The 22,878-nt window shown below is 72.2% G+C and carries 21 protein-coding genes; 14 read left to right on the forward strand and 7 right to left on the reverse strand.

Annotated features, from left to right (window positions below):
• Window positions 1-19: 19 nt before the first annotated feature.
• Complete coding sequence (locus ACZ6D7_RS05510) at window positions 20-934, reverse strand: peptidoglycan recognition protein family protein (RefSeq protein ID WP_469483812.1); 915 nt, start codon at window positions 932-934, stop codon at window positions 20-22.
• A 187-nt stretch (window positions 935-1,121) separates the two neighbouring features.
• On the opposite strand from ACZ6D7_RS05510, the gene ACZ6D7_RS05515 reads away from it, so the two are divergent.
• Window positions 1,122-2,306, forward strand: a complete 1,185-nt coding sequence (locus ACZ6D7_RS05515; RefSeq protein ID WP_469483816.1) for a MarP family serine protease — start codon at window positions 1,122-1,124, stop codon at window positions 2,304-2,306.
• Window positions 2,307-2,378: 72 nt separating this feature from the next.
• Here the strand turns inward: ACZ6D7_RS05515 and ACZ6D7_RS05520 are convergent, their stop codons facing one another.
• A complete protein-coding gene (locus ACZ6D7_RS05520) occupies window positions 2,379-2,876 on the reverse strand; it encodes a GNAT family N-acetyltransferase (RefSeq protein ID WP_469483818.1) in 498 nt (165 codons plus the stop codon).
• A 71-nt stretch (window positions 2,877-2,947) separates the two neighbouring features.
• On the opposite strand from ACZ6D7_RS05520, the gene ACZ6D7_RS05525 reads away from it, so the two are divergent.
• Both ACZ6D7_RS05525 and ACZ6D7_RS05530 read left to right on the forward strand, forming a co-directional pair.
• Window positions 2,948-3,847 carry a TIGR01777 family oxidoreductase gene (locus ACZ6D7_RS05525; RefSeq protein WP_469483821.1) on the forward strand — a complete coding sequence of 300 codons (900 nt, stop codon included), beginning with the start codon at window positions 2,948-2,950 and terminating at the stop codon, window positions 3,845-3,847.
• A 231-nt stretch (window positions 3,848-4,078) separates the two neighbouring features.
• Window positions 4,079-5,476 carry an NAD(P)/FAD-dependent oxidoreductase gene (locus ACZ6D7_RS05530; protein ID WP_469483824.1) on the forward strand — a complete coding sequence of 466 codons (1,398 nt, stop codon included), beginning with the start codon at window positions 4,079-4,081 and terminating at the stop codon, window positions 5,474-5,476.
• Between the two features lies 1 nt (window position 5,477).
• Here the strand turns inward: ACZ6D7_RS05530 and ACZ6D7_RS05535 are convergent, their stop codons facing one another.
• Window positions 5,478-6,944 carry a regulator gene (locus tag ACZ6D7_RS05535; protein WP_469483827.1) on the reverse strand — a complete coding sequence of 489 codons (1,467 nt, stop codon included), beginning with the start codon at window positions 6,942-6,944 and terminating at the stop codon, window positions 5,478-5,480.
• A 245-nt stretch (window positions 6,945-7,189) separates the two neighbouring features.
• Between ACZ6D7_RS05535 and lipB the strand changes: the two genes are divergently transcribed.
• The 4 genes from lipB to ACZ6D7_RS05555 all read left to right on the forward strand — a co-directional run bounded on the left by lipB (window position 7,190) and on the right by ACZ6D7_RS05555 (window position 10,324).
• A complete protein-coding gene (lipB, locus tag ACZ6D7_RS05540) occupies window positions 7,190-7,990 on the forward strand; it encodes a lipoyl(octanoyl) transferase LipB (RefSeq protein ID WP_469483829.1) in 801 nt (266 codons plus the stop codon).
• Window positions 7,991-8,064: 74 nt separating this feature from the next.
• On the forward strand, window positions 8,065-9,030 hold the full coding sequence (lipA, locus tag ACZ6D7_RS05545) for a lipoyl synthase (protein WP_469483832.1): 966 nt from the start codon (window positions 8,065-8,067) through the stop codon (window positions 9,028-9,030).
• 290 nt (window positions 9,031-9,320) lie between these two features.
• Entirely contained in the window at window positions 9,321-9,521 is a 201-nt protein-coding gene (locus tag ACZ6D7_RS05550; RefSeq protein WP_388398841.1) for an SCO2195 family GlnR-regulated protein, read from the forward strand.
• A gap of 101 nt (window positions 9,522-9,622) precedes the next feature.
• On the forward strand, window positions 9,623-10,324 hold the full coding sequence (locus ACZ6D7_RS05555; protein WP_469483836.1) for a DUF4191 domain-containing protein: 702 nt from the start codon (window positions 9,623-9,625) through the stop codon (window positions 10,322-10,324).
• 102 nt (window positions 10,325-10,426) lie between these two features.
• Here the strand turns inward: ACZ6D7_RS05555 and ACZ6D7_RS05560 are convergent, their stop codons facing one another.
• A complete protein-coding gene (locus tag ACZ6D7_RS05560; protein WP_469483838.1) occupies window positions 10,427-10,894 on the reverse strand; it encodes an RDD family protein in 468 nt (155 codons plus the stop codon).
• A gap of 209 nt (window positions 10,895-11,103) precedes the next feature.
• Here ACZ6D7_RS05560 and glnA point away from each other — a divergent pair, with 209 nt between their 5' ends.
• Window positions 11,104-12,513, forward strand: coding sequence for a type I glutamate--ammonia ligase (glnA, locus tag ACZ6D7_RS05565; protein WP_469483841.1), 1,410 nt, complete (start codon window positions 11,104-11,106; stop codon window positions 12,511-12,513).
• Window positions 12,514-12,661: 148 nt separating this feature from the next.
• On the opposite strand, the gene ACZ6D7_RS05570 is transcribed toward glnA, so the two are convergent.
• Window positions 12,662-13,459, reverse strand: coding sequence for a tyrosine-type recombinase/integrase (locus ACZ6D7_RS05570; RefSeq protein ID WP_469483843.1), 798 nt, complete (start codon window positions 13,457-13,459; stop codon window positions 12,662-12,664).
• Between the two features lie 1,776 nt (window positions 13,460-15,235).
• On the opposite strand from ACZ6D7_RS05570, the gene ACZ6D7_RS05575 reads away from it, so the two are divergent.
• From ACZ6D7_RS05575 to pspAB, 4 genes are all read left to right on the forward strand, one after another.
• On the forward strand, window positions 15,236-15,493 hold the full coding sequence (locus tag ACZ6D7_RS05575) for an SCO2583/SCO2584 N-terminal domain-containing protein (RefSeq protein WP_469483852.1): 258 nt from the start codon (window positions 15,236-15,238) through the stop codon (window positions 15,491-15,493).
• A 125-nt stretch (window positions 15,494-15,618) separates the two neighbouring features.
• Window positions 15,619-17,061: a hypothetical protein gene (locus tag ACZ6D7_RS05580; RefSeq protein ID WP_469483858.1), complete on the forward strand. Its 1,443-nt coding sequence runs from the start codon at window positions 15,619-15,621 to the stop codon at window positions 17,059-17,061.
• 147 nt (window positions 17,062-17,208) lie between these two features.
• Window positions 17,209-18,129, forward strand: coding sequence for a zinc metalloprotease HtpX (htpX, locus tag ACZ6D7_RS05585; protein WP_469483860.1), 921 nt, complete (start codon window positions 17,209-17,211; stop codon window positions 18,127-18,129).
• A gap of 2 nt (window positions 18,130-18,131) precedes the next feature.
• Window positions 18,132-18,716, forward strand: coding sequence for a PspA-associated protein PspAB (gene pspAB / locus ACZ6D7_RS05590; RefSeq protein WP_469483863.1), 585 nt, complete (start codon window positions 18,132-18,134; stop codon window positions 18,714-18,716).
• Between the two features lie 67 nt (window positions 18,717-18,783).
• On the opposite strand, the gene ACZ6D7_RS05595 is transcribed toward pspAB, so the two are convergent.
• Window positions 18,784-19,059 (reverse strand): hypothetical protein, encoded by a 276-nt coding sequence (locus tag ACZ6D7_RS05595; protein ID WP_469483867.1) that lies wholly within the window; start codon window positions 19,057-19,059, stop codon window positions 18,784-18,786.
• Window positions 19,060-19,122: 63 nt separating this feature from the next.
• Between ACZ6D7_RS05595 and ACZ6D7_RS05600 the strand changes: the two genes are divergently transcribed.
• Window positions 19,123-19,848 (forward strand): alpha/beta hydrolase, encoded by a 726-nt coding sequence (locus ACZ6D7_RS05600; protein WP_469483870.1) that lies wholly within the window; start codon window positions 19,123-19,125, stop codon window positions 19,846-19,848.
• Between the two features lie 91 nt (window positions 19,849-19,939).
• Here the strand turns inward: ACZ6D7_RS05600 and ACZ6D7_RS05605 are convergent, their stop codons facing one another.
• Window positions 19,940-21,277: a DUF2252 domain-containing protein gene (locus ACZ6D7_RS05605; protein WP_469483872.1), complete on the reverse strand. Its 1,338-nt coding sequence runs from the start codon at window positions 21,275-21,277 to the stop codon at window positions 19,940-19,942.
• A 290-nt stretch (window positions 21,278-21,567) separates the two neighbouring features.
• Between ACZ6D7_RS05605 and ACZ6D7_RS05610 the strand changes: the two genes are divergently transcribed.
• Window positions 21,568-22,752, forward strand: coding sequence for a winged helix DNA-binding domain-containing protein (locus tag ACZ6D7_RS05610; RefSeq protein ID WP_469483875.1), 1,185 nt, complete (start codon window positions 21,568-21,570; stop codon window positions 22,750-22,752).
• Window positions 22,753-22,878 lie beyond the last annotated feature (126 nt).

Consider the following 22,878-nt stretch of genomic DNA (forward strand, 5'->3'; position numbering starts at 1 on the left):
GGAGGACTCTGAATCCTGCCTAAGGGGTTCCTGTGAGCCTTCGCGCGGCCGTTCCGGCGCCGGTCGTGCCGTCGCCGCTCCCCCGGTCCGTCGCCCTGGCCGGGCGGCCCTGGAGGCGGGCGGCCGTCTCCCGGATCTCCGGCAGGCGGGCGGAGAGGGCGGCGCCGGGGCAGCTGGTCATGTAGCCGTCGTCGTGCCCGGCGAGGGCGGGCAGGGTGGCGGTGACCCCGGACCGGTAGCGGCTGAGGCTGTTGCTGGAGGTGAGGCGGACGTCGGTGCGCGGGTCCACGTCGGACAGGCCGAGCTTCCAGGCGGCGACCGCCGCGATCGAGTCGACCATCGCCTGCGGGACGGATGCGCCGGCGGTGAAGGTGCCCAGCGCGGCGATACCGGCCGTGCGGTGGTTGAAGCCCTGGGTGTGGGCGCCGGTGACGGGACGGTCGACACCGCCCGCGCGGCCCTCGTAGACGGTGCCGCACTTGTCGACGAGGAAGTTGTAGCCGATGTCGTCCCAGTCCCGGGCGCCGGTCTGGCCCGCGTACAGGTAGCGGATGATGCGCGGCGCGTCGGCGCAGTCGTAGCCGTTGGGCGAGTCGGTGTGGTGGACGAAGACGGCGACGACCCTGTCGTCGTAGCGCGGCGGCGGCTGTGTGCGCCGACTGACGTCGTCCAGCCAGGCCGTGCGCGGCACGATGCGCGGCTTGACGGCGGCGTGCGCGGCCGCGGCGGGGCGGACGGCGGTGGGACGGACGGCGCGGGCGGCCAGGGCGGAGGTGGCGGCGTGGTCGACGCCGCCCGCGCACAGGCCGAGGGCGGCGACGGCGGCGAGTCCGGGCAGGCAGCCCAGCAGTACCAGGAGCGGGCCCGGTATCCGTGGCAGGCGCCGCCTTCGTGTTCCCCGCGATCGGCGGGTGAGCGGTCGTTTGACACACATGAACCCACTGTCGACCGGTTCCGCTCCGCCCGCGATGTGTGCTGTGCCACCTGGTGGAACCATCGTCCCGGTCCGCGACGTTTTCCGAGGTACACACGCGTGGCCGGTTCCGGTGGCCACGCACGCGCGTGGCTGATCACTGGGCCCGTCCCCCGCGTACTAAGGGGTCCTAGAGAAAGGCGGCTCCGTGGACCTGCTCGACATCCTGCTCCTGCTGGTGATCCTGGCCTACGCCGGCTCGGGCTACCGGCGCGGACTGGTGGCCGGCTGTGTCTCGCTGGCCGGGTTCGTGGGCGGCGCGGCGCTCGGCGTGTGGGTACTGCCCTGGGTGATGGACCTGGTGACACCGGGGACGACGGCGGCGACGGTGACCGCGGTGTTCACGGTCCTCGTCCCGGCGGTGGTGGGGCACGAGCTGGCGGGGCGGCTGGCGCTGCGGCTGCGGCGCGAGCTGGACCGGGGGCCGCTGCGCGTGGCCGACGGGATCGGCGGGGCGGTGGCCAACGCGGTCGCGGTGCTGATCGTGGCGTGGGTGGCGGCGAGCGTGCTGGGCGCGTCCTCGTCGCCGCTGCTGACGTCGTCGATCCGCGACTCCCGGCTGCTCGGCACGGTGCAGGACGCGATGCCGGACACCACCCCGGCCTGGTTCTCCGACGCCACCTCGGCACTCACCCAGGCGGGCTTCCCGCAGGTCTTCAACCCGTTCGAGAACGAGTCGACGGCCGAGGTCGCCGAGCCCAGCGGCGACAGCGTCACGGCGAGCGCGACGAACGCGGCGAAGCTCAGCACGGTCAAGATCGAGGGCGTCTCGGGCGACCAGGGCCGCGAGGGCAGCGGATTCGTATACGCGCGCGAGCATGTGATGACCAACGCGCACGTGGTGGCGGGCATCGACGACCCGACGGTGAAGATCGGTGGCGTGGGGCCGTCGTACGACGCGCGGGTGGTCCTCTTCGACCCGGACAAGGACGTCGCCGTGCTGTACGTGCCTCAGCTGCGCGCCCCGGTGCTGAGCTTCGACGACGCCGCGAAACGGGGCAACGAGGCGGTGGTGGCCGGCTATCCGCAGGACGGCGACCTCAACCTCCAAGCGGCGACGGTCGCGGGCCGGGTGAAGGCGACCGGCCGGAACATCTACAACGACGAGATCGTCACCCGCGAGATCTACTCGATCCGCTCCACGGTCCGCCCCGGCAACTCCGGCGGCCCGCTGCTGACCACCGACGGCCGGGTCTACGGCGTGGTCTTCGCCCGCTCCACGTCCGACGACGAGACCGGTTACGTCCTGACGGCCGCCGAGGTCGCCGACGACGCCGAGCGGGCGGCGAAGGCGACCGAACCGGTGGACACCGGACGGCTGATCAGCTCCTGAGCCGCGAGCCGCTCACCTGACGGCGGATCTGCTCCTGAGCGGCACACCGGACGGCGGTCCGGGTCCGGCGTCTCACACCGGCCGGCCCATGAACACGTCGTCCACGTACTCCCCGCCCAGCAGGAACTCCTCCGGCAGGACCCCCTCCACCACGAACCCCTCGGACTCGTACAGCCCGCGGGCCGGGGTGTTGTGGCCGAGGACGCGCAGGGTGATCCGGCGGGCGCCGAGCCGGCGGGCCTCCTCGACGGCCGCGCGGACCAGCGCCCGCCCGACGCCCCGGCCGCGCGCCTCGTCGGCGACGGCGAGGCCCTGTATCTGGCGGACGTGCGCGTTGCAGGCGAGCGGGGTCGGGTGGCCGAGCCGGATGTAGCCCACGACACGGTCGTCGAGCTCGGCGACCAGGAAGTCCTCGGGCGGGTGGCGCTCGTCGAACAGGGGGGCGTAGGGCGGCTCCGGCTTCGGCATGACGGCGTGCAGATACGACCAGGTGAGGCGGTCGATCAGGGAGAGCGCGTCGTCGTCGGCACCGGTGGCGGTACGGATACGGAGTTCGGCGGGTTCGGGCATGCGCGCAACCCTAGAGCGCGCGCGGCGGATCCCGACCGGGGTTTTACGCGGGCACCCGGCAGGATGGCGCCATGGCTGAGGAACGTAGGCGAATCGTGGTGGCCGGCGCGTCCGGTCTCATCGGCAGCGCCCTGGTGCGGTCCCTGACCGCCGACGGGCACGAGGTGGTCCGGCTGGTGCGGCACGCGCCCCGGAGCGCCCAGGAGGTGCGCTGGGACCCCGAGCGGGGGCAGGTGGACCCGGCGGGGCTCACCGGGTGCGACGCCGTGGTCAACCTGGCCGGGGCGGGGGTCGGGGACCGGCGCTGGACGGACGCGTACAAGCGGCGCATCCACGACAGCCGGGTGCACGGCACGGCGGGGCTGGCGAAGGCCGTCGCCGCGCTCGACGCGCCGCCGCGGGTGTTCGTGAACGGCAGCGCCATGGGCTTCTACGGCGAGACCGGCGAGCGGGTCGTGGACGAGGACGCGCCCGCCGGGAGCGGGTTCCTGCCGGAGCTGTGCGTGGAGTGGGAGGCGGCCGCGGGGCCGGCCGAGGCGGCGGGCGTACGGACGGTGTTCCCCCGGACCGGGCTGGTGGTGGCGCGCGGGGGCGGGGCGTGGGGGCGGCTGTTCCCGCTCTTCCAGGCCGGCCTCGGGGGCCGGATGGGCGACGGACGGCAGTACTGGTCGTACATCGCGCTGCACGACGAGGTGGCGGCGATCCGGCATCTGCTGGACCGTGACGACCTGTCGGGGCCGTTCAACCTGACCGCGCCCGAACCGCTGACGAACCGTGAGATCACCGCGGCGATGGGGCGCGTGCTGCACCGGCCGACGCTGTTCGCGGTGCCTGCCCCGGTGCTGCGGGGGGTGCTGGGCGAGATGGCCGGGGACGTGCTGGGCAGCGCGCGGGTGGTGCCGAAGCGGCTCCTGGAGTCGGGGTTCACCTTCGCGTTCCCCGGGATCGAGGACGCGATCCGGGCAGCGTGAGCGGAGCCGGGGCGCCGGCGCGCGAGCGGGCGCGAGCGGGGCGCCGCGGCTGCGTGCGACCGGGTGTGCCGACCCGGGGCAAACGCATGCGACCGTCGTGCGACCGTGCCCTGTCCATGCGCGACTGTTCTTGACCGATCACAGCCCTAACCTCGATCCGAACTCGGGCATCCCGGACGCCAGTTGGGGGCATGACGTCTCCACCGGCCGCGCAACCTCGAGGAGGGGCACGTGCTTGAGCCCGCGTACCAGGCAGACGTCGTCGTCGTGGGAGCCGGAGTCGCCGGCCTCTCAGCGGCGCATCGGCTCATCAGCGCAGGAGTAACGACCGCAGTCCTGGAGGCCGCCCCTTACGTCGGCGGCCGCATGTCGACCGAGAAGGTCGACGGCTTCCGGCTCGACCGCATCGGACAGCTGCTGTCCACGGCATATCCCGAACTGGGCCTGACCCCGGGGCTGGACGCGCTCGTCCTGCGCCCCTTCGCCCCCGGGGTCCTGCTGCACAGCGACGGACGTCACCACCGCGCGGGCGCACAGGCGGGCGCGGGGAGCGCAAGGGGCGCACTCCACGCCGTACGCGCCCTGGCGAGCGCCCCCCGGCCGGGTGCGCTGCCCCGGCCGCGCACGGCCGCCGCCCGGCCCGTGCCGCCGCCCCGGGTCCGGCCGGGCGCCCCGCTGGGCACCGCCGTGGACCAGGCCCGGCTCGGCGCCGCGCTCACCCGGATCGCGGCCACGCCCGCCGAACGGCTGCTGCGGCGCCCGGAGTCCCCGGCCGCCGAGGCCCTCGCGGCGCGCGGTCTGCCCGCCCGCACGATCGACGGTTTCCTGCGTCCGCTGCTGGCCGCGCTGCTCTGCGACCCGGACCTGAGGACCTCCAGCCGGTGCGCGGACCTCGCGCTGCGCTCCTTCGCGGCGGGCCGGCTGTGCCTGCCGGAGGGCGGCGCCGAGGTGCTGCCGGAGCTGCTCGCCCGGACCCTGCCGGCGGGCACCGTGCACACCGGCGTGCGGGTCACCTCGGTCTCCACGACCTCGGTGACCACCGCCGAGCACGGTGAGTTCCGCTGCCGGGCCGTCCTGGTGGCCACCGACGCCCGCACCGCGGCGGAGCTGCTGCCGGGCCTGCGGGTGCCCGACTTCCACCCGGTGACGGTCCTTCACCACACCACCGACGAGCCGCCGTCGACCGGCGCCGCGCTGCTGCTGGACGCCGACCGCGGCGGCCCGGTCGCGCACACCGCCGTCGTCAGCGCCATCGACCCGAGCCGGGCGCCCGCGGGCCGCGCGCTGATCTCGTCCACGGTCCTGGGCACCCCGCCCGACGGCGTCGACACCGCCGTACGGATGCACCTGTCCCGGCTCTACGGCGTCCCGGCCGCGCGCTGGGAGACCCTCGCCGTCCACCACACCGCCGAGGCCGTGCCGGCGATGCGGCCGCCGCACGACCTGCGGCGCCCGGTACGCCTGCTGGCGGGCCTGTACGTCTGCGGCGACCACCGGGACACCAGCACCGTCCAGGGCGCCCTGCACTCGGCCCACCGGGCGGCCTCGGCCATCGTCTCCGATCTGGGCACGGCGGCGTCGATGCACCGGGCCGACCCCGCCCCCACCACCGCGCGGGCGGCCGCCTAGATCAGCCCAGCGCCGCCACCTTGTCCCGGTAGGTGCGGACCGGGGCCGCGTCCTTGTACGGCTCCAGCCTGCGCTCGAAGTCCCTGACGTACTCGACCGCGCGGACCGAGCGCATCTCCGCCGCCTGGCCGGCCGCCTCGGCGGCCAGCTGGCAGGCCTGGTCGAGTTCGCCGAGGCCGAGGCGGGCGGAGGCGAGGACGACGCGGCAGAAGAGGCGGCTGCGGGCGTAGGCGGCGGGGCGCAGCTGGAGGGAGCGTTCGGCGTGCTGGACGGCGGCCCGGAACTGCTGGAGGTCGCGGTGGCAGTGCCCGAACTCGTCGGCCAGCTGCGCCTCGTCGAAGAACCGCGCCCAGTGCGGCACCTCGTCCCCGGCCCGGGCCGCCTCCAGGGCGCGTTCGGCCCGCACCAGGGCGGCCGTGCAGGCCCGCACCTCGCCGAGCACGCCGTGCCCGCGCGCCTCGGCGGCGTGCAGCAGCGCCTGGACGACCGGCGGGGCGCCGGTGCCGACGCCCTGCTGGGCCACCCGCGCGAGCTGTACGGCCTCCCGGCCGTGGCCGAGGTAGACGGCCTGGCGGCTCATGGTGACCAGCACGAAGGAGCCGTACGCCCGGTCCCCGGCCGCCTGGGAGAGCCGCAGGGCCTGGACGAAGTAGCGCTGGGCGAGGCCGTGCGCGGCGATGTCGAAGGAGGTCCAGCCGGCCAGCCGGGTGAGGTCGGCGGCGGCCGCGAAGAGCCGGCGGCCGGTCTGTTCGCCGTAGCTGCCGCGCAGCATGGGCTCGCACTCGTGCTCCAGGTAGCGCACGAGGGCCTGGCGGGCGTGGCCGCCGCCGTACATGTTGTCCAGGGTGCGGAACAGCTCGCCGACCGAGCGGAGCGCGGAGATGTCGCCGGCGGTGACCCGCTGGCCGGGGCCGCGCTCGACGGTGCCGCGCTGCCGGGGGACGGCCGTCGGCGCCAAGGGGGGCGCCTTCAGGGCCGGGCGGCTCTGAACGGGCACCCGGGGCGGCTGCTCGCCGCGGGCGACCTTCTCGTCGGCCCGTCCGATCAGCCAGTCACGGCTCGGCACGACGAGCCCCGCCGGGGTGAAGGCGATCTTGCGGAGTTCGGCATGGCTGCCGGAGTCCTTGCGCCACAGCCCGCCGACGATGTCGACGGCCTCCTCGGGGGTGCCTGCGAACTCCAGCCCCGCGTACACCGGGGCGCAGGCGTCCAGGCCGAGGTCCTGCGCGGTCAGCCGGCGGCCCAGGCGCCGGGTGAAGACCTCGGCGATGAGGGCGGGGGTGGTGCCCCGGGGCTGCTGCCCGCGCAGCCACCGGGTGACGGAGGTCTTGTCGTATCTGAGATCCAGCCCGTGCTCGAGCCCGAGCTGATCGACGCGACGGGCCAGACCCGCGTTGGAGAAGCCCGCTTCGGCGATGAGCGCGGCGAGCTGGCGGTTGGGAGTGCGCTGCGCGGGTCGTTCCGTCATCTGCGGTGCGGTCTCCTGCCTCCCGGGCCTCTGACGTGCCCGGATGAAGTGCCCTGATGGGTGTGATCAGGCCTTTTTGCTCGCGAACGGCGCGAATGTAGCTGAGCGTAGCCACCCGGTCGCACATCTCGACGTTCATTCATCCGATCGTGTGAGAATCGGCCGCCGGGCTGACGTACCGCGCGCGGACGTACAGTGGCTTGGGCGCGCCACGCGCCTTACGACCTTCCAGGGAGGCGCTTGCCGTGAGTGAGTTGCGGTTCGTCCGTATGGGTTTCGGAGCCGAGGCCGTGGAGTACCAGGAGGCCTGGGACGAGCAGCGCCGCGTGCACGCGGCCCGGTTCGCCGACGAGATCCCCGACACCGTGCTGCTCCTCGAACATCCGCCGGTCTATACGGCGGGACGGCGCACCGCCGACAGCGAGCGCCCCCTCGACGGCACCCCGGTCGTCGACGTGGACCGCGGCGGCAAGATCACCTGGCACGGCCCGGGCCAGCTGGTGGGCTACCCGATCCAGAAGCTCCCGCGCCCGGTGGACGTCGTCGCGCACGTCCGGCGGCTGGAGGAGGCACTGATCCGCACCTGCGCGGAGTTCGGCCTGGAGACCACCCGCGTCGAGGGCCGCAGCGGGGTGTGGGTGCTGGGCGACCCGGTGGAGACGCGGCCCCTGCTGGGCGGTCTGTCCCTGGACTTCGACCCCCGGCTCACCGACGAGGAGTTCGACCCGCGGCTCAACGGCCCCGAGTACGCCCCCTCCAACGCCGGGCAGCGCCGCGAGGACCGCAAGATCGCCGCGATCGGCATCCGGGTCGCCAAGGGCGTGACGATGCACGGCTTCGCGCTGAACGTGAACCCCGACAACAAGTGGTTCGACCGGATCATCCCGTGCGGGATCCGGGACGCGGGCGTGGCGTCCCTGGCCAATGAGCTGGGCCGCGACCTCACGATCGCCGACGTGCTGCCGGTGATCGAGCGCCATCTGACCGAGGTGCTGGAGAACGCGGAACTGAAGCCCAGGGTGATCGAGAAGACACCGGCGGCCTGACGCGGGCAGCGGGCTTTCAAATCCACGGGCGTACCCTGGGGGACGCCGAAGAATCAATCGCTAGGGAGCCGGTCGTGTCCGCAGTCGCACCCGACGGACGCAAGATGCTGCGCCTGGAGGTCCGCAACAGCCAGACCCCCATCGAGCGCAAGCCCGAGTGGATCAAGACGCGGGCGAAAATGGGCCCCGAGTACACGAAGATGCAGAACCTCGTGAAGGGCGAGGGCCTGCACACGGTCTGCCAGGAAGCCGGCTGCCCCAACATCTACGAGTGCTGGGAGGACCGTGAGGCCACGTTCCTCATCGGCGGCGACCAGTGCACCCGGCGCTGCGACTTCTGCCAGATCGACACCGGCAAGCCCGAGGCGCTGGACCGTGACGAGCCGCGCCGGGTCGGCGAGTCCGTCGTCACCATGGACCTGAACTACGCCACGATCACCGGCGTCGCCCGCGACGACCTGGAGGACGGCGGCGCCTGGCTCTACGCCGAGACGGTCCGCCAGATCCACGAGCAGACCGCCGCCCGTGAGGGCGGCCGCACCAAGGTCGAGCTGCTCGCCCCCGACTTCAACGCCGTACCGGAGCTGCTGGCCGAGGTCTTCGCCTCGCGCCCCGAGGTCTTCGCGCACAACGTCGAGACGGTCCCGCGGATCTTCAAGCGGATCCGCCCCGGCTTCCGCTACGAGCGCTCGCTGAAGGTGATCACCGAGGCCCGCGACTTCGGTCTGGTCACCAAGTCCAACCTGATCCTCGGCATGGGCGAGACCCGCGAGGAGGTCAGCGAGGCGCTGAAGCAGCTGCACGAGGCCGGCTGCGAGCTGATCACCATCACGCAGTACCTGCGTCCGTCCGTGCGCCACCATCCGGTGGAGCGCTGGGTGAAGCCGCACGAGTTCGTGGAGCTGAAGGAGGAGGCCGAGCAGATCGGCTTCTCCGGCGTGATGTCCGGCCCGCTGGTGCGCTCCTCGTACCGCGCCGGGCGCCTCTACCAGATGGCCGTGGAGAAGCGCGGCTCGTACATCGCCGTACAGGCCGTGTGACCTGGGCGACAATCGCCGGCTCCGTTGCTCCGTACGGGTGCGGGACGAGCGTGTGAACTCGCGCACAAGTTATTACTGGCCAGTAGTGTCCGATACGACGCGGTCCTGACCGTCCTCGCAGATGAGGGCCCCGGTCAGGGCCGCGTCGGCGTTCCCGGGTCCCCGAATGCCCCGCATCAAGGCTTCATGGGCGTTTGACCGGTCGGTCACGCCCTGGTAACACCAAACAGTGACGCTGGTGTCACACCACGTAGACCCGTACCCACAGCCGTACGAGGGGACTCTTCACGATGCAGGCCGCGCCCGTTCGCGCCACCGCGATCCCGTCCTTCACCACCGCCCTGCGCGCCGTCGAGTCGCTCCTCATGAGCGGCGGACAGCGCACCGCCCGTCGTAACGCGTGGACCTCCGTGCTGGAGGACCGCCGTCGCGCCAAGGACCGGGTCGAGGCGCAGCGCGTCCTCGAAGCGGTCACCTCCACCCGCCCCTGACCACCCGCGCCGCCCCCCGGTCCGTCCGCGGTCCGTCCGCGGCCCGCACCTGACGGACACTGCCGTCGTCGGCACTTCCGGGGCCACGTAGACTTCGTGGCATGGCGAGAAGTGACAGTGCGGCGGAGGCCGCGAACACCGGGCGACTGAAGCAGATCGCCCTGACGTACAAGATGACCCGGAGGGCCGACAAGAAGATCGGTCTCATTCTCGCGGGTGTCTTTCTCATCATCTTCGGTGTCTTTCTCGCGATCGGTTTCCTGATCGACCACCCGGTCTACCTGGGCATCCTGGGCCTCCTGCTCGCCTTCCTCGGGACGGCGATCGTGTTCGGGCGCCGGGCCGAGCGGGCCGCCTTCGGTCAGATGGAGGGCCAGCCGGGCGCCGCCGCGGCCGTGCTCGACAACATCGGCCGGGGCTGGACGACCACCCCCGCGGTGGCGATGAACCGCAGCCAGGACGTGGTGCACCGCGCGGTCGGCAAGGCCGGCATCGTGCTGGTCGCCGAGGGCAACCCGAACCGGGTGAAGAGCCTGCTGGCCGCCGAGAAGAAGAAGATGAACCGCATCGTCGCGGACGTCCCGGTGCACGACGTGCTCGTGGGCACCGGCGAGGGCCAGACCGAGCTGAAGAAGCTGCGGACGACCCTGCTGAAGTTCCCGCGCGTGCTGACCGGCCCGCAGGTGACCACGACCAACGACCGGCTGCGCGCCATGGGCGACCTGATGAGCAACATGCCGTTGCCGAAGGGTCCGATGCCCAAGGGCATGCGCCTGCCGAAGGGCGGGCCGAAGGCCCGCTGACCTCCCTCGCACGAGAACCCTCCGACGACGAAGGGGGCGCCCGGATCACTCCGGGCGCCCCCTTCGTCGTACCGGCGTCGTGCCGGCGTCACACCGGCGGTCTCAGATGCGGACCTCGACCGTGCGGGCCAGGCGGTCGTGCAGGCCCCGGCCGTCGCGGTCCCAGATCAGGGCCGGGACCGCCAGGCAGAGCAGGACCGAGCGGAGCGCGGAGCGCAGCGGGCTGACGGTGCCGGTGTCGGCGGACACCACGCGCAGGCCGAAGAGGCGCTTGCCGAGCGTGAAGCCGAGTGTGCTCACCGTGAGCAGGCTCGTCACCAGGAAGACGAGCAGGGTCCAGTTGCTGGTGGCGGGCGTGTAGCCCTCGGTGATCAAGCTGTATGCGATCAAGAGGCACAGGCCCCAGTCCACCGCCAGGGCGCCGAGCCGCCGGCCGGGGCGGGCGATCGAACCCGGCCCCTCCTCCGGCAGACCGAGCTGCTCGCCCCGGTATCCGAAGTCGGCACCGGCGTCTTCCATGGCCGCGCGGGGTCCGGAGAGCCACGATCCGAGTGCTTGCCTGTTGTCCACCCGTCCACGGTACTGCGCACCCATATGACCGGGGGACGCCGGGGTCCGTCCGGGCTACGGTGGAGGGGTGGCCGGTTAACTTGTGCGAAACAAATGGGTCACGCCCGAGAAATCACGCGTCCCTAGGGTCGGGCAGAGCGTGTGCCACCGCACTGGCCGCACGAACGAACTACCACCCCGGCTCGACGGCCGGGAGTAGGAGGAGCTGGATGTTCCAGAACGCCGACGAGGCCAAGAAGTTCATCGCGGACGAGGACGTCAAGTTCATCGACGTCCGCTTCTGCGACCTGCCGGGCGTCATGCAGCACTTCACGCTGCCCGTCGAGGCGTTCGACCCGGACGAGGAGCTCGCGTTCGACGGTTCGTCGATCCGCGGCTTCCAGGCCATCCACGAGTCCGACATGGCGCTGCGCGCCGACCTCTCCACCGCGCGCGTGGACCCCTTCCGCCGCGACAAGACGGTCAACATCAACTTCTTCATCCACGACCCGATCACGGGCGAGCAGTACTCCCGTGACCCGCGCAACGTGGCGAAGAAGGCGGAGGCGTACCTGGCGTCGACCGGTATCGCCGACACCGCGTACTTCGGTCCCGAGGCCGAGTTCTACGTGTTCGACAGCGTGCGCTTCAAGACCTCGGAGAACGAGTCCTTCTACCACATCGACTCCGAGGCCGGCGCCTGGAACACCGGTGCGCTGGAGGACAACCGCGGCTACAAGGTCCGCTACAAGGGCGGCTACTTCCCGACTCCGCCGGTCGACCACTTCGCCGACCTGCGTGCCGAGATCTCCCTGGAGCTGGCCGCCTCCGGCCTCCAGGTCGAGCGCCAGCACCACGAGGTGGGCACGGCCGGCCAGGCCGAGATCAACTACAAGTTCAACACGCTGCTCGCCGCGGCCGACGACCTCCAGCTCTTCAAGTACATCGTGAAGAACGTGGCCTGGCGCAACGGCAAGACCGCGACCTTCATGCCGAAGCCGATCTTCGGCGACAACGGCTCGGGCATGCACGTCCACCAGTCGCTGTGGAGCGGCGGCTCCCCGCTGTTCTACGACGAGGCCGGCTACGCGGGCCTGTCGGACATGGCCCGCTACTACATCGGCGGCATCCTCAAGCACGCCCCGTCGCTGCTGGCCTTCACCAACCCGACGGTGAACTCGTACCACCGTCTGGTCCCGGGCTTCGAGGCCCCGATCAACCTGGTGTACTCGCAGCGCAACCGCTCCGCGGCCATGCGTATCCCGATCACGGGTTCGAACCCGAAGGCCAAGCGCGTCGAGTTCCGCGCGCCCGACTCCTCCGGCAACCCGTACCTGGCGTTCTCGGCCCTGCTGCTCGCCGGCCTGGACGGCATCAAGAACAAGATCGAGCCGGCCGAGCCGATCGACAAGGACCTCTACGAGCTGGCTCCCGAGGAGCACGCGAACGTCGCGCAGGTCCCGACCTCGCTCCCGGCCGTCCTCGACTCGCTCGAGCGCGACCACGAGTTCCTGCTCGCCGGTGACGTCTTCACGTCCGACCTGATCGAGACGTGGATCGACTTCAAGCGCGCCAACGAGATCGCCCCGCTCCAGCTGCGTCCGCACCCGCACGAGTTCGAGCTCTACTTCGACGTGTGATATCGCCCCAGGTCAGAGCGGGTTTCCGCTCTCCTGGGCCGTGTGTGGGCCGTCGGCCGTGTTCTTCCTCGCCGGAAGGGCACGGCCGACGGCCTGTTTCGGGCCCCGCGCCGCGAGCGGCTGTCGAGGGCTCACGCCGGGCCGCCGCTCAGGCCGGTGCACCGGGTTCGCCGGGATCGGCGTGCGCACCCTGCACGCCGAATGCCGCGTCGATGGCCTTGCGGGCACGGTCCTGGCTGTTCGGCATGAGATGCGTGTACGTCCGGAGCGTGAATCCCGGGTCGGAGTGACCGAGGTACTCGGCCAACGCCTTGATGCTCTCTCCCGAGTCCAGCAGCACCGACGCGTAGTAGTGCCGCAAGGCGTGCATGCCGTGCTCTCGCGACTGCTCGAACCGCTCCCCCGGTACCCGTTCCGGGATGACGCCGGCCGCGATCAGAGCGGGCTTCCACAGGTGCATGTTGAAGTAGTTCCTGTTCAGCGCTTTCCGCTCCCGTGAGTAGAACAGCAGCTTGGCCGTGACCGGCGGTCCGTCCGGGGTCTTCCACGGCAACGTGACGTCGATGGGGGGCCGGCGGGTGATGTGGGCGGCAAGCGCGTCCGACACCACGTCGGGCAGCGGGACGTCACGCAATTTGCCGCCCTTGGGCGGGGCGAACACCATCTGCGGGCCGATCAGCTTGACCTGTCGCACGACGTGGACAGCTCCTCCGACGAAGTCGACTTCGTCGACAGCGAGCCCGAAGATCTCGCCTTGCCGCAAGCCGCATCCGGCCCCGACATCGGCGATCGGCGCGTACTGACTCGGAAGTCCGCCCCAGACCGCGACCACCCGATCATGCGTCCACGGCTTGAGCTTCCGCCGATCCAGCTTGGGAGCCCGCACGGAACCCGCGCGGCAAGGGTTCCGAACCAGAATGCCGTCGTCCACGGCGGCGGCGAACACAGCGGAGACATTCGCGAAGACCGTCCGCTGATATGACGCTGCCATCCCGGAGTCGGCAAGAGCCCGTGCCCACGTACGGATATGGGCGGGTTGAAACGCGCTCATGGAGCGAGTGCCGATGTAGGGGAAGGCATGCAGCCGGAACCGCGGTCCGGAAGAGTGGGGTGTGGCTCTAAAGTCGCTTGCCCCCGGTGGCTCCGGTGGAGTGGCCGCCCCGCTCTTCGGGACGCCTGGCCGCTGATTGAGATCTGCGCAATTGATCGCTGTTTACGGAGCTGACGGCGGGTGTTCCTCGGACCACCGCTCATGCTGCCGAGCCGAGGAGACGCACATGACCGAGCGGATGGCACGTATCTGGGTCGGTGGCAGGAAGGGCAGCCACAGCGGCCTGACTCGCCACTACGACCTGGTGGGCCACCCGCCTGTCGTCAGCGCTCGATGCCGTGTTTGTGGAGTGCCACATTCGCCCGGAAGCGGACACGCCCGCAGCGGTCGTGCTCCTCCGCGGATGCCTCCGGGGGGCAGCAACAGTGGCGGGAGAGCCACCGAACGTCGTCAGGGTCGAGCCAGAGGGGCACACGCCCCTTCTCTTGTTCGCTCTTCGGGTCAGTCGGTTCGACGGCAGTCATACAGGGAGCGTAGCCATGCCCATCGCAGGCTCAACCGGGCGGAGACTGTACCCGCACGGTGGGCTTGACTCGGTCATTAAGACTCCGCCGACCTCATTCGCAAAGCGCGCCTGACCTTATCGACATAAACCATCACAGCACCGGTGGCCGACTGTTCAGGCACTCATCGACTTCACGCAAAGAATGGCGCGTGAGACGCCGTCGGCACAAGCCGAGATTACAGCCGCGGGGCGCTACTAGGGGCAGAGAGCGAGCGAGTGCACACCGTGTGGTCCCCGGAAGTTCCGCTGCAATTCGGCCCACCATGCAAGAGGTGGCGAGTAAGCCTACGCTGGATCAGGAGGGTGAAGTTCTCATCGGAAGGACTGAGGCCATGACTCTGAGTTCAGCGCGTTCGCGTGCCGGAGCCGTTGCAGTAGGCACCCTGCTGATTTCCACCGTCTTCGGTTTGGCAGCCGCCCCCGCAGCTAACGCTTCGACTTCGATGACGGTCCAAGGGAAACCCGACACTATCTCCTATGCAACCTGCCCGGCGGGCACCCACCTGATCGGCGGAGGATACTCTGCGGCCGACCAAGACGCTATTAACGCAGGGGCAGCTTCGGGGTATGCCATATGGGCAAATCACCCAGTGAGCGACCCCGAAGGTTACGGGGAAAACACTTGGTTTGTCGCAGCCCAATTCTGGGTCGTGGCATTTGCTCTTTGTGAAACCAACGAGTGAGCCTTTCCAGGCGGCCGCCCATGGGTCTCGTCACTGAACGGTCAGAGGCGCCCGAGCACAGCAACCCAAAGACGTGCGGCCGTATGCCGCTCCTTCTCGATAGAGCACAAAGAGAGGGCAGCACAGACGACCCACCTCAGCCGGGCGAAGAGGCAGCCTACTCACCATGAGGACCCGAGGGCTGGGCCGTCTTGGGGCCGTAGAAGGGCACTCAACGACGACTAACTCTGACAACCACCGACAGCTAAGTCGCAGGTCGCAGCGTTGGTCACTTACACGGCCGCAGGTCAGAGACACGACCCTTCACTTCTTCGACGTGTGATCGACCCGGCCACGGCCGTCCGCGCCCCCGTTCCTGTTTCTCAGGGCGGGGGCGCCGTCGTATCGTGCCCAGGTACCGGTGTTCGAGATGGGGGAACGGGGATGTCCCAACAGGACGACGAGGAGCGCGAGTTCGACCTCCGGTGGGCGGACCGGGCCGAGCACAAGGAGCCCTCGGCGCGGGCCCGGATGCTGGCCGCGCGCTGGAAGGAGAACCCGCCGGAGCCGGTGCCGTTCCGGGGCGACCCCGAGCCGGTCGCGCCCCGCAGGTCGTCCTGGGTGTCGACGGCGATCGTCCTCGGCTGCGTGGCGGCGGTGATCGTGCTGCTGGGGTACGTCCGCTTCCGGGCGCCCTACTAGGACCTGTCCCAGGCCCTGTCCTGGGCCCTGAAGCGACGCCGTCCGACGCGAATATCGAGCGACCGGGAGCCGTCCGGGACTCTACGATCGCCGAACACATCAAGGCGGTCGGGGGACGGACGGGCATGGTCTGGAACATCGCGGACGGGGAAGCGGCAGCGATACGGCTCGCCCGGGGGGAGTCGCCGGCGGACGTGCTGCCGTTCGACGACGCCGGGGCGTGGACCGCGCTGGACGCCGGGGTACGGCAGGGCGACTGGTATCCGGACGACCCCGTGTGGCAGCCGGCCTGGGAGCGGACCGAGGGCGGACGGGCGCTGAAAGTGCTCCTGCAGGAGTCCGGACCGCTCACCGAGGCGCAGCTCGCGCTCGCCCTGTGCCACCGGGACGGCCGGATCCGACGGGCGGCGGTGGGGCGGGCCGCCGCGTACCCCGGGCTGCTGCCCCTGCTGGTCGTGCGCTGCGGCGACTGGGCGCCGCAGGTGCGTGAGCCCGCCCGGCACCGGCTGGCGGAGGTGCTCGACGCCGGGACCGCCGTACGGCTCATGCCCCTGATCCTGCGCGTCGGGCGCCGCGACCGGGGCGACTTCGCCACCGGCCTGGCCACCACCCTGCTGCGCACCGCCCCTCCCGGGGCCCTCGCGCCGCTCTACGCGCACGGCGACCGTGCCGTACGCCGGTACGCCTACCGTCTCGCCGTCGACGAGGGGTTCCTCTCCCCCGCCGAGCTGACCCGCGCCGCCGCCCGGGACCCCGACACCGTCGTGCAGTCCCTGTGCGCGGACGCCGCGCTGGCCGCGGCCGCCGACGACGCCTGGGACGACGTACTCGGACCGCTGCTCACCGCGCGCGGCCCGCGCGTCCGCTCGGCCGGGGTCACCGCGCTGCGGCGGGCCGGCCGGCCCGAGGAGGCGGTGGGGTTCCTGGGCGACCGCTCGGGCTTGGTGCGGGCCTGCGCCCGGTACGTCGTACGGCAGTGCGGCGGCGACCCGCGGGCCTGGTACCGGGAGCGGTGCGCGGACCCGGCCGATGCCTCGCTGGTGCCGGGGGCGGTGCTCGGCCTTGCGGAGTGCGGGGAGCGGCGCGACGCCGAGCTGCTGTGGCCGCTGCTCGGGCATCCGGTGGCGGCGGTGCGGGCGCGGGCGGTGGCCGGACTGCGCACCCTGGACCTGACGGACGTACGGCGGCTGCGGCCGTTGCTCGACGATCCGTCGCCCGGTGTGGTCCGCGAGGTCACCGCCGCGCTGCTGCCCTCGGCGGAGCAGGTGCCGGCGCAGTCGCTGCTGGAACGGCTCGGGCCCGAGCGGCCCCGGCCGGTCCGGGCGGCCGCGTTCCGGCTGCTCGACGCGCGCGGCGGGGTGCTGCGGCTGCGGGCCGCCGTCGCGCTGCTGGACGATCCGGACGAACGGCTGAGTGTCCGGGCCGCGCAGTCCGTGCGCGGCTGGCGTCCGACGGCGACCGTGCCCGGCGGTGATCCCGAGGTGACCGGGCTGCTGACACGGGCGGGGCACCTCTTCGAGGACCGGGCGCTGCGCGGGCTGCTGTGGGAGACCGGGGTGCGGGACTGAGGGGCCTGCGGGGGCTGCGGGGGGCCTGCGGGGAGTTTCCGCCCGTTCGGGGCCTTTGCTGGTCCTAGGCCCGTTCGGGATCCGTTCATGGGGGTCGGGCGGTGCACACTTGCAGTGGGGCGAGTGCCTGACTGCGGGGTGATGCAGATGCACAGCCGATTCCGGAGCGACCGGCAGCTGACCGTGCGGATGACGGTCACGTTGTTCCTGCTGGGGCTGCTCTACGTGGCCTTCGTCGCCGCGTTGATCGTGTTGCTGAAGTCCTGGGTCCTGGTCGTCGTGGTCGCGGCGGGGATGCTGGGTGCCCAGTACTGGTTCTCCGACCGGATCGCGCTGTTCGCGATGCACGGGCGGGTCGTCGAGCGGGAGGAGTATCCCGATCTGCACGCCGTGGTGGACCGGCTCTGCGCGATCGCGGACATGCCGAAGCCGGTGGTCGCCGTGTCGGAGATGGACATGCCCAACGCGTTCGCGACCGGGCGCAATCCCGACAACGCCGTGGTGTGTGTGACGACCGGCCTGCTGCGGCGGCTGGAACCGGCCGAGCTGGAGGGCGTGCTCGCGCACGAGATGTCGCACGTGGCGCACAAGGACGTCGCGGTGATCACGGTCGCGTCCTTCCTCGGAGTGATCGCCGGGCTGATCGTGCGGTTCGCCTTCTACTCGCAGCTGTTCGGCGGCGGGCGCCGGGACCAGAACACCGCGATGATCTTCGCCGCCGTGATGGGCGTGTCGGCGGCCGTGTACGCGATCAGCTTCCTGCTCATCCGGGCCCTGTCCCGGTACCGGGAGCTGGCCGCGGACCGGGCGGCCGCGCTGCTCACCGGCCGGCCCTCGGCGCTGGCCTCGGCGCTGACGAAGGTGACCGGGGACATCGCCCGGATCCCGACCAAGGACCTGCGCACGGCCCAGGCCTTCAACGCCTTCTACTTCACCCCGGCGCTGGGCGCCGAGCCCGGCCTCGCCCACCTCTTCTCCACCCATCCGAGCCTGGAACAGCGGCTCGACCAGCTGGGGCGGATCTCCGCCGAACTGGGTGAGGCCGCCAGGCCCGGGAAGGCGGGCTGATCATGGGGCTGCTGGACATCCTGCTCGGCCGGACGAAACCGGCCGCCCCCGATCTGGACCAGCTGTTCGCGCTGCCCTCGGCGGCGGTGACGCTGGAGGCGGCGGCCGGGTTCACCCCGACCGGGCAGGGCGCCGTCTGCTTCGCGAGCGTGGAGGGCGCGGCCTTCGAGCAGACGCACCGCGAGGTCCAGGCGCTCCTCGACGCGGACATCGAGCGCACCGGTCCCCCGGTGCGGCTGGTGCGCGACGAGCACGGCTACTCCTGGCTGGTCTCGCACCGCGCCCCCGACGAGCTGTCGTCGCTGGTCAACGATCTGCACGCGGTGAACAGCGCGATGGAGGTCAACGGCTTCGGCCCGCAACTGCTGTGCTCCCTGGCCGGATTCACCGACCCCGACGGCCGCCCGCTCGCGCTGGTGTACCTCTACAAGCGCGGCACGTTCTATCCGTTCGCGCCGCTGCCCGAGCAGGGGCAGCGGCGCGACAACGCGCTCGAACTCCAGGTGAAGGCGGCCCTCGCGAACGACCTGCGCATCGAGCCGGACCTGAGCCGCTGGTTCCCGGTGTGGGGTGCCCCGGGCCTGTGAGACCCGTCGGCTCCGTCGGCCCCGTCGGCTCCTGCCTGCGCTCGCGCTGCTACCTGCGCTCGCACTCCTACTTCCGCTCGCGCTCCTGGCGGCGGGACTCCAGGGGGCGCTCGCGACGGTAGCGGCGCTCCCACTTGGCCTGTTGGTCACGACGGTCGCGGTAGGCCTGGTACGAGGTGGGCGCGGCGCCTGCGCCCGGCGGCCCGGAGCCGGGAGTGACGGACGGACCGCGCCCGTACCGCACGTAGACGTAGAGCAGGGCGACGGCGGCGAGCCAGTAGAGAGGGTTTCCGAATCCCAGGACGACCAGGACCACGGTCCCGGATATGACGATGGTGCCCATGCCCTTCAGGGTAGGGAGACCGTCACTCACCGTGCATCCCGTTTTCCGTGAGTGAATGTCGGGATGAGCGACCTGTCTCCCTTCACGCACGTGTACGACGGTGAACGACTCAGCGGGGTCCGGGGCGCGGCGCGCGGCGGTGGTCCGGGGACGGCCACCGCGGTGGTGCTGCACGGCGCGGGCACCGGCAGCAAGGAGCGACTGCTGCCGTTGCTGGGCGAGTTCGCCGCGCACGGCTGCGCCACCCTCGCCTTCGACTTCTCCGGGCACGGCGAGAGCACCGGCGCGCTGCGGGAGTTGAGCCTGCGGCGGCGGTTCGAGCAGGCGGTGTCCGTGATCGACGCGTACGCGCCCGCGCCGGGGCCGCTGGTGCTGGTCGGGTTCAGCATGAGCGGGCAGACCGTGGCCGACCTGGCGGCCCACTACGGGGAGCGGGTGGCCTCCCTGGGACTGTGCGCGCCCGCGGTGTACACGGCCACGGCATGGGACGTGCCGTTCGGGTCGGGGGACGGGGAGTTCAGCGCGATCATCCGGCGCCCCGGCAGCTGGCGGGAGGCGTCGGCGCTCGACGTGCTGCGGACCTATCCCGGCCGGGCGGTGCTCGCGGTGCCGGGGACGGACGCCGTGATCCCGGGAGAGGTGACCGAGGCCGTACAGGACGCGCTCGGCACGCGGGCCCGGTTCACCCGCTTCGAACTCCCCGACGCGGAACACCGGTTGGGCGCGTGGTTTCGCGACCACGCGGACGACCGGCGGGAGTTCGTGCGGGCGGTGCTGGAGCGGGGGTAGGTGCTGGAGCGGGGGTAGGTGCTGAAGTGGGGGTAGGTGCTGAAGTGGGGGTAGGTGCTGAAGTGGGGGTAGGTGCGGCCCGGCCGGCGGGTCAGACGTCGGGTGCGGCCGTGACGACGCCGGCCACGACCGCCGCGCTCAGGGCCGCGTGATCGGCGGCGTTCTGGTCGGTGTAGGCGAGGGCGAACTCGGCGACGGCGCGTTCGAAGGTGTCGGCACCGCCGAGGTAGCCGGCGATGGCGACGCGGTCGCCGGAGCGGGCGTGGGCGCGGGCCAGGGCGGTGCCGCACAGCCGGGCGTAGACGAGGAGGTCGGCGGGGTCCATGCCGGCGACGTCGGCCGAGGCCCTCGTGTCCGGCAGCTGCCGCCAGTAGAAGGCGCGCCCCTGGGGCCCGGTCGTCCAGCCCAGGAAGATGTCGGCGCCGGCCTGGAGCAGCCGCTGCCCGGCGACGACCCGCTGCCCGGGGTGAGCGTGCGGCCCGGCCGGCAGATGGTCCTCCAGGACGGACCTGCGGGCCTCCTTCATCTGGAGGAACAGGGGGTCGTCGGCGTCGCGTCCGGCGAGCAGGACGACGAAGCAGCGCAGGCCGACGCTGCCGACGCCGACGACCTTGCGGGCGGCGTCGACGAAGCGGTACCGGTCGAGGAGGAGACGGCGTTCCCCGGTGAGGGTGGAGCGGTAGTCGCTGAAGATCTTGCGCAGGGCGGCGCTGTCGGAGGCGTCGGCGGCTTCGAGGAGCGGCGGGTCCTGGATGATGCGGTGCCGTCCGTCGACGACCTCCGTCAGCTTGCCGAGCGCCTGGAGGCTGGTGCGGCGGCGGGCGCGGGTGAGGGTCGCCTCCGGGTGGTGGCGGTGGGCGGCGCGGGCGAGGGGCAGCAGGTGCGCGGTGTCGATGCGCTCGTACCAGACGGCCAGTTCGCCGAGCCGGGCGAGGCGGCGCACGGCGGTGCGGTAGGCGGCGACGGCCTCCAGGGCGGCGCGGCGCACCCTGGTGTCCGGGTGACCGTTCGCGCGGGCGGCCACGGCGACGGAGACGGCGAGCCGCTTGACGTCCCACTCGAAGGGGCCGGGGAAGGTCTCGTCGAAGTCGTTGAGGTCGAAGAGCAGGGTCCGTTCCGGGGAGGCGTGGAGCCCGAAGTTGAGCAGATGGGCGTCGCCGCACAGCTGTACGGTCAGCCCGCTGTGCGGCTGGGCGGCCAGGTCTGCGGCCATCACGGCGGCCGAGCCGCGCAGGAAGGCGAACGGCGACGACGTCATCCGGCCGTACCGGATGGGCAGCAGTTCGGGCAGCCGGTCCCGTCCCTGGCGTTCCAGTACGGCGACGGGGTCGGGCCGGTCGACGGACGGCAGCCAGCGTCCGTGCCCGGAGCGGGGCACCCGCCTGCGGGCGTCCCGGCCACGCCGGGCACGGTCGGCGGGGGTGGTCATCCTCGTCGTCTCTGCATCGCACGCCTCCTGTTCGCAGTGAAGAGGGGTCGGGGGCGGTGCGCATGCCGGGGTCGGCGAACGGGTGACGCGGGCGGCTCGGCGGACGGGGCCGTTGTCAGTGGTGTCGGGGAGGATCGGGGAGAGGTACGGGTGCGGACCGAGGTCCGGGTCCGGGGATCGGGAACCGGGACCGGGGACCGTGGGTCGGAGTCCGGGTCCGGGCATCGAGTCTCGGGACCCGGGGACCGGGACCGGGGATAGAGGACGGGTGACGGAGGGTGGCGGCCGGTATGGGTGACGGTGTGCGGTACATCGGCGTGGCGGAGCGGCGGGCGCGGCTGGCGCTGCGGCACCGGCTGGCCCCAGCGGCGCGGGCCGGGACGCCCGAGGAGGTGGCGGACGCGCTGGTCGCGCTGCACGGCAGCGACCCGGCGACGGTGTACCTGGCGGTGGGGGCACGGCTGACGGACGCGGCGGGGACCGTACCGGAGACGGACCGGGCGTTGTACGGGGACCGGACGCTGGTCCGGATGCACGGCATGCGGCACACCGTCTTCGCGTTCCCCACCGGGCTGACGGCGGTGGTGCACGCCTCGACCGGCCTGACCGTCGCCGCCCGGGAGCGGGCCACGCTGCTGAAGGACATGGCGAAGGCCGGCGCGCCGGACGCGGCCTGGCTGAAGGAGGTCGAGGAGTCGGCGCTGGCCGCGCTGGGCCGGCTGGGCCAGGCGACGGCGGCCGAGCTGGCCAAGGAGGAGCCGCGGCTGCGGGAGCAGTTCGTCTACGCCGCCGGGAAGCCGTACGAGGGGGTCCACACCGTCGCGACCCGGCTGCTGAAGGTGCTGGGGGTGGAGGGGAAGGTGGTGCGGGGCCGGCCGCTGGGTTCCTGGACGTCGAACCAGTTCCGCTGGGCCCTGGCGCCCGAGCACCCCGAACTGCCCCTGGCCACGGCCCAGGCGGAGCTGCTGCGCCACTGGCTCGCGGCGTGCGGACCGGCCACCGAGGCGGACCTGAAGTGGTGGACGGGCTGGCGGGTGACGGACGTACGGCGGGCGCTGGCGGCGATCGGTGCGCGGGCGGTGTCGCTGGACGAGGGCACGGGGTACGTCGTCGAGGGGGACGTCGATCCGGTGGCGGGCCCCGAGGAGCCGTGGGCCGCGCTGCTGCCCGGTCTCGATCCGACGGCGATGGGCTGGCAGGGCCGCGACTGGTATCTGGCCCCGGAGCTGCGGCCGGCCCTGTTCGACTACAGCGGCAACGTGGGGCCGACGGTGTGGTGGGACGGCCGGGTCGTGGGCGGCTGGGCCCAGCGGCCCGACGGCGGGATCGCCTGGCGGATCCTGCCCGGTGCGGAGGTCGGCCGCGACGCGCGGACGGCGATCGCGGCGGAGGCGGAACGCCTGAGGGCGTGGCTCGGGAACACACGGGTGACGCCGAGGTTCCGGACGCCGGTGGAGAAGGAGTTGGCGGGGTGAGGGGGCGTGGCATCGGGGGGGGGCCCCCCGGACGGCGGCCCCCACCCCCGATCCCCCCCCGGCACCAACGCGGGCCCCCCCCCCCCGACCCACCTCTTTCCCCAACAGGTGGACCCCCCCCCCCCC

This window comes from Streptomyces sp. NPDC041784, from assembly GCF_055591025.1.